Origin of the sequence: Streptomyces sp. NPDC058470, assembly GCF_042721055.1 — a bacterium.
Lineage (GTDB): Bacteria > Actinomycetota > Actinomycetes > Streptomycetales > Streptomycetaceae > Streptomyces.
This window is the reverse complement of record NZ_JBHXMF010000127.1, coordinates 1-5,131: the sequence shown is the minus strand read 5'-3', so window position 1 is coordinate 5,131 and position 5,131 is coordinate 1. Positions and strand designations below refer to the sequence as shown.

Here is a 5,131-nt window from a genome sequence, read left to right as displayed (position 1 = left end):
CTCGGGAGGAGCACGAGCGGTACTTCACCGAACTGCTCGGCGATGTGGAGGAGACGACCGCGCCGTACGGACTCGTGGACGTTCACGGTGACGGCAGGCGCACGGAACGGGCAAAGCTGTCCGTGGACGGCGAACTTGCCGAACAGGTCCGGGAGGTGGCGCGGCGGCTCGGTGTCAGCGCGGCCACCGTGTTCCACCTGGCCTGGGCGCGTGTACTGGCCGCGGTCAGCGGTCGGGACGACGTGGTGTTCGGCACCGTCCTGTTCGGCCGCATGCATGCCGGAGCCGGCTCCGACCGGGTGCAGGGTCCCTTTATCAACACGCTGCCGGTGCGCGTGCGTGTGGGCTCGGCAGGTGTGGGCGAGGCACTTTTCGCTCTGCGGGACCAGCTCGCGGAGCTGCTGATGCACGAGCACGCGCCGCTGGCACTGGCGCAGCAAGCCGCCCAAGTACCCGGCGGCAGCCCGCTGTTCACCTCCCTCTTCAACTACCGGCACAACCAAGCCGCCGCACAGGCCGCCACCCGTGTGTCGGGATGGGGCACCAGCACAGGCCTCGACGGAGTGAGCGCACTGCTCACCCGCGAACGCACCAACTACCCGGTCGCTGCCGCAGTGGACGACTTGGGCACCGGGTTCGGGCTGACCATCGACGCTGTGGCCCCGGTCGACGCGGAGGCGATGTGCACCATGCTGCACACCTGCCTGGGCAACCTCGTGGCCGCACTGGAGGGTGACTCGGGGACCGGGCTCGGCACGGTGGACGTACTGCACACGGGCGACCTTCGCCGGATGCTGAGCGAGTGGAACGACACGGATGCGCCGGTCACCGCAGAGACGGCTGCCCAGCTGTTCGAGGCCCAGGTGGCGCGCGCTCCCGACGCGGTGGCCATCGTGTCCGGGACGACCGAGATGTCGTACGAGCAACTCGACACCCGTGCCGCGCGGCTGGCGAACCAGCTGCGGGGCCGAGGGGTGGGTGCTGAGTCCGTCGTGGGGTTGTGCATGCCGCGTGGCGTCGACCTGGTGGTAGCGATCCTCGCCGTGTGGAAGGCGGGGGCGGCCTACGTACCGTTGGATCCTGAATACCCGTCCGAGCGGCTGGAGTTCATGCTGGCCGACAGCGGTGCGAGTGTTGTTGTCGGCCTGGGTCATCTGACGAGTGGCCTTTGCGCACCGGGGCTTTCGCGGCTCGACCTCGACGACCCGGAGACGATGGCCGAGTTGGATGCCGCGCCGGCGACCGCTCCGGAAGGCGGCACGCTGCCCGCGCAGATGGCGTACGTGATCTACACCTCGGGGTCGACAGGTCGCCCCAAGGGCGTGGCGGTGTCGCATGCGGGACTGGCCGCCCTGGTGGTGGCGCAGTCGGAACGGTTCGCCGTGGACGGCTCCAGTCGACTGCTGCAGTTCGCGTCGACGAGCTTCGACGCGGCGGTGTCGGAGGTGCTGGTGGCGCTGGCGTCCGGCGCCACGCTGGTGGTGGCAGGGACAGAAGACCTGTTGCCCGGACCGGCGTTGGCGGAGACCGCCGCGCGCCACGAAGTGAGCCATGTGACACTGCCACCGGCCGTGCTGGCCGTGCTGTCGCCGGAGGACTTCCCGTCGGTGTCCACGCTGGTGTCCGCGGGTGAGGCCCTCGGCAGTGACCTGGTCGCGCGGTGGGCGCCGGGTCGGCGGTTCATCAACGCGTACGGACCGACGGAGACGACCGTGTGCGCCACGATGTCCGACCCTTTGGGCGCGGGTGACACCCCGGGCATCGGCGGACCGATCGTCAACGTGCGCGCGTTCGTACTGGACGAGCGTCTTACCCCCGTACCGGTGGGCGTGGCCGGCGAGTTGTATGTCGCGGGTTCGAATCTGGCGCGTGGCTATGTCGGTCACGCGGAACTGACAGCCGAACGGTTCGTGGCGTGCCCATACGCCGCCGGCGAGCGGATGTACCGGACGGGCGACAGGGCGCGGTGGACCGACGACGGCCAACTCGTGTTCTCCGGGCGGGCGGACGCGCAGGCGAAGATCCGCGGATATCGCGTGGAGCCGGGCGAGATCCAGTCCGTTCTCGCCGCACACCCCGCGTTGGCCCAGGCCGCGGTCATCGTCCGCGAGGACACCCCTGGCGACGAACGGCTTGTCGCCTACGTCGTCCCCGCCGCCGATCGGGACATCTTCGACGACGCCAAGCTCGCGGACCTCGTGCGCGCCCACTCCGCGCAGAGCCTGCCGCAGCACATGGTGCCCTCGGCAGTGGTCGTGCTCGACACGCTGCCGCTCACGGTCAACGGAAAGCTGGACCGCGCGGCCCTCGCCGCCCCCGACATCGCCGCCGTGGCGGGCAGCGGTCGGGAACCGGCCACGGAACAGGAACGGACCCTCTGCGAGGCCTTCGCCCGCGTACTGCGCCTGCCCGCGGTCGGCGTCGATGACGACTTCTTCGCACTCGGCGGCCATTCACTGCTCGCCACTCGCCTGGTGAGCCGCATACGCACGGCGCTGGACGTGGAACTGCCCATCCGGACGGTCTTCAGCACCCCGACCCCGGCCGGACTCGCCAACTGGCTCGCAGGTCAAGGCCCTCAGCAGGAGAAAGCCAGGCCCGTACTGCGGCCGATGCGCAAGCAGGAGGAGTCCGCATGATCCCGCTCTCGTTCGCGCAACGCCGGCTGTGGTTCCTGACGAAGCTGGAGGGGCCGAGCGCGATCTACAACACCCCTATGGCGCTCCGCCTGTCCGGAGACCTGAACCGGCAGGCACTCGAAGCCGCGCTCAGGGATGTACTCGAACGTCACGAGGTGTTGCGCACCCTGTTCGAGGAGATCGACGGCGAACCGTACCAGCGGATCCTGCCGGTCGAAGAGACCGGGTTCGAGCTGAACTGCGTACAGGTGTCGTCCGATGAACTGGCCGCGGCCGTCGCGGAGTCGGCGGAGCATCGCTTCGACCTGGCCACCGAAATCCCGTTCCGCGCCTGGCTGTTCGCCGAGAGCCCGGCGGAACACGTGCTCTTGGTGACGGCCCATCACATCGCGGGAGACGGATGGTCGGTGGGACCTCTGGCGCGTGACCTCGCGGTCGCGTACGAGGCGCGGATCGCAGAACGGGCCCCGCAGTGGGAACCGTTGCCGGTGCAGTACGCGGACTATGCGCTCTGGCAACGGGAGTTGCTCGGGAGCGACGGCGCCGAGACCAGTGTGCTGGTCGAGCAGGTCGAGTACTGGCGCAAGGTCCTCGCGGGCGCCCCCGAAGAACTGGAACTGCCGACCGACCGGCCACGCCCGCTCGTGCGCACGCACCAGGGACATCGCATCCCGCTGCACGTCCCGACCGAGACCCACGAGCAGTTGGTGGCACTGGCGCGTGAACGGGGCGTGACCCTGTTCATGCTGCTCCAGGCCCTCCTCGCGGTGACACTGAACCGCGTCGGCGCGGGCACGGACATTCCGATCGGCTCAGTCGTCGCCGGACGCACGGACGAGGCGCTGGACGATCTGGTCGGCTTCTTCGTCAACACTCTGGTGATCCGGACCGATCTGTCGGGTGATCCGACGTTCGTGGAGATGCTGGGGCGGGTGCGGGAGGCGGGGCTTGGTGCGTTCGCGCATCAGGACGTGCCGTTCGAGCGGCTGGTGGAGGAACTCGCACCGACCCGCACGCTCGCCCGGCACCCCCTCTTCCAGGTCATGCTGACGCTGCAGAACACCAGGTCGGTGGAGTTGGGCCTGACCGGTCTTGAGGTCGAGGCGCTGACCGCCGGAGTACAGGCGTCGAAGTTCGATCTGGAGGTGTCGGTAGGAGAGAAGTTCGACGAACAGGGCGCGCCAGCCGGTCTGCGCGGTGTGTTGGTCGCGTCGGCGGATCTGTTCGACATCGAGTCGGCTGAGCGGATCGCGGGTCGGCTGCGGCGTGTTGTTGAGCAGCTGGTTGCCGCGCCGGGTGCGCGGTTGTCTGCTGTCGACATCCTGGACGAGGACGGGCGTCGTCGGGTTTTGGTGGAGTGGAACGACACGGTGGGTGTGGTGTCGGATGTTTTGGTGCCGGAGCAGTTCGCCCAGCGTGCGGCGGCCGATCCTGGTGCCGTTGCGGTGGTGTTTGAGGGTGTGGACGTGTCGTACGGGGGCCTGGACGTCCGGGCGAACCGGCTGGCGCATGTGCTGCGTGCGCAGGGTGTCGGTGCGGAGTCGGTGGTGGGGTTGTGCCTGCCGCGGGGTGTCGACATGGTTGCGGCGATCCTGGGTGTGTGGAAGGCGGGGGCGGCATACGTCCCGCTGGATCCGGAGTATCCGGTCGAGCGCCTGGAGTTCATGCTCGCTGACAGCGGTGCGACCGTGGTCGTTGGACTGGCCGAACTCACCCAACACCTGGCCACTCCGGTACTGAATCTCGATGATGCCGGGGTCATTGCGGCCCTCGCCCAAGCGCCGTCGACGGCTCCCGGTATTCATCTGGCCGGCGATCAGGTGGCGTATGTGATTTATACGTCGGGTTCGACGGGGCGGCCGAAGGGTGTGCAGGCCACGCATGGGGGTGTGGCGAACATGGTGGTGGCGGTGGGGCCTGAGTTGGGTGTGGGTCGGGGGGTCCGGGTTCTGCAGTTCGCGTCGTTCAGTTTTGATGCGTCGGTGCTGGATGTGGCGGCGACGCTCGCGGGCGGTGGCACGTTGGTCGTGGCGGGGGTGGTGGAGCGTGGGGATGGGCGTGAGCTGGAGCGTCTGATTGCTGAGTCGGGTGTGGGGGCGGCGAGTGTGGTGCCGTCGTTGTTGGGGGTGTTGGATCCAGCTGCTGTGCCCGGGTTGGTGCGGTTGGTGGTGGGTTCGGAGGTGGTGTCGCCTGGGTTGGGGGAGGTGTGGTCGCGGAGTCGTCGTCTGGTGCATGCGTATGGGCCGACGGAGGCGACGGTGATTGTGTCGACGGCTCGGGTGTTGGGTGGGGAGGGGGTGTTGCCGATCGGGCGGCCGGTGGTGAACTCCCGGTTGTTTGTGCTGGATGAGCGTTTGGCGCCGGTGCCGGTGGGTGTGGTGGGTGAGCTGTATGTCGCGGGTGCGCAGTTGGCGCGTGGGTATGTGGGTCGGGCCGGGCTGACGGCTGAGCGGTTTGTGGCGTGCCCGTTTGCGGGTGTGGGCGAGCGGATG

The 5,131-nt window shown here is 68.8% G+C and carries 2 protein-coding genes; both read left to right on the top strand.

Going from position 1 to position 5,131, the window contains the following annotated elements:
* Positions 1 to 2,639, top strand: a 2,639-nt coding sequence (locus ACFWP7_RS42315) for an amino acid adenylation domain-containing protein (RefSeq protein WP_384393904.1), incomplete at its 5' end; no start/stop codon positions are given.
* A partial coding sequence (locus ACFWP7_RS42310) for an amino acid adenylation domain-containing protein (RefSeq protein ID WP_384393902.1) occupies positions 2,636 to 5,131 on the top strand: 2,496 nt, incomplete at its 3' end. The genes ACFWP7_RS42315 and ACFWP7_RS42310, both read left to right, overlap by 4 nt.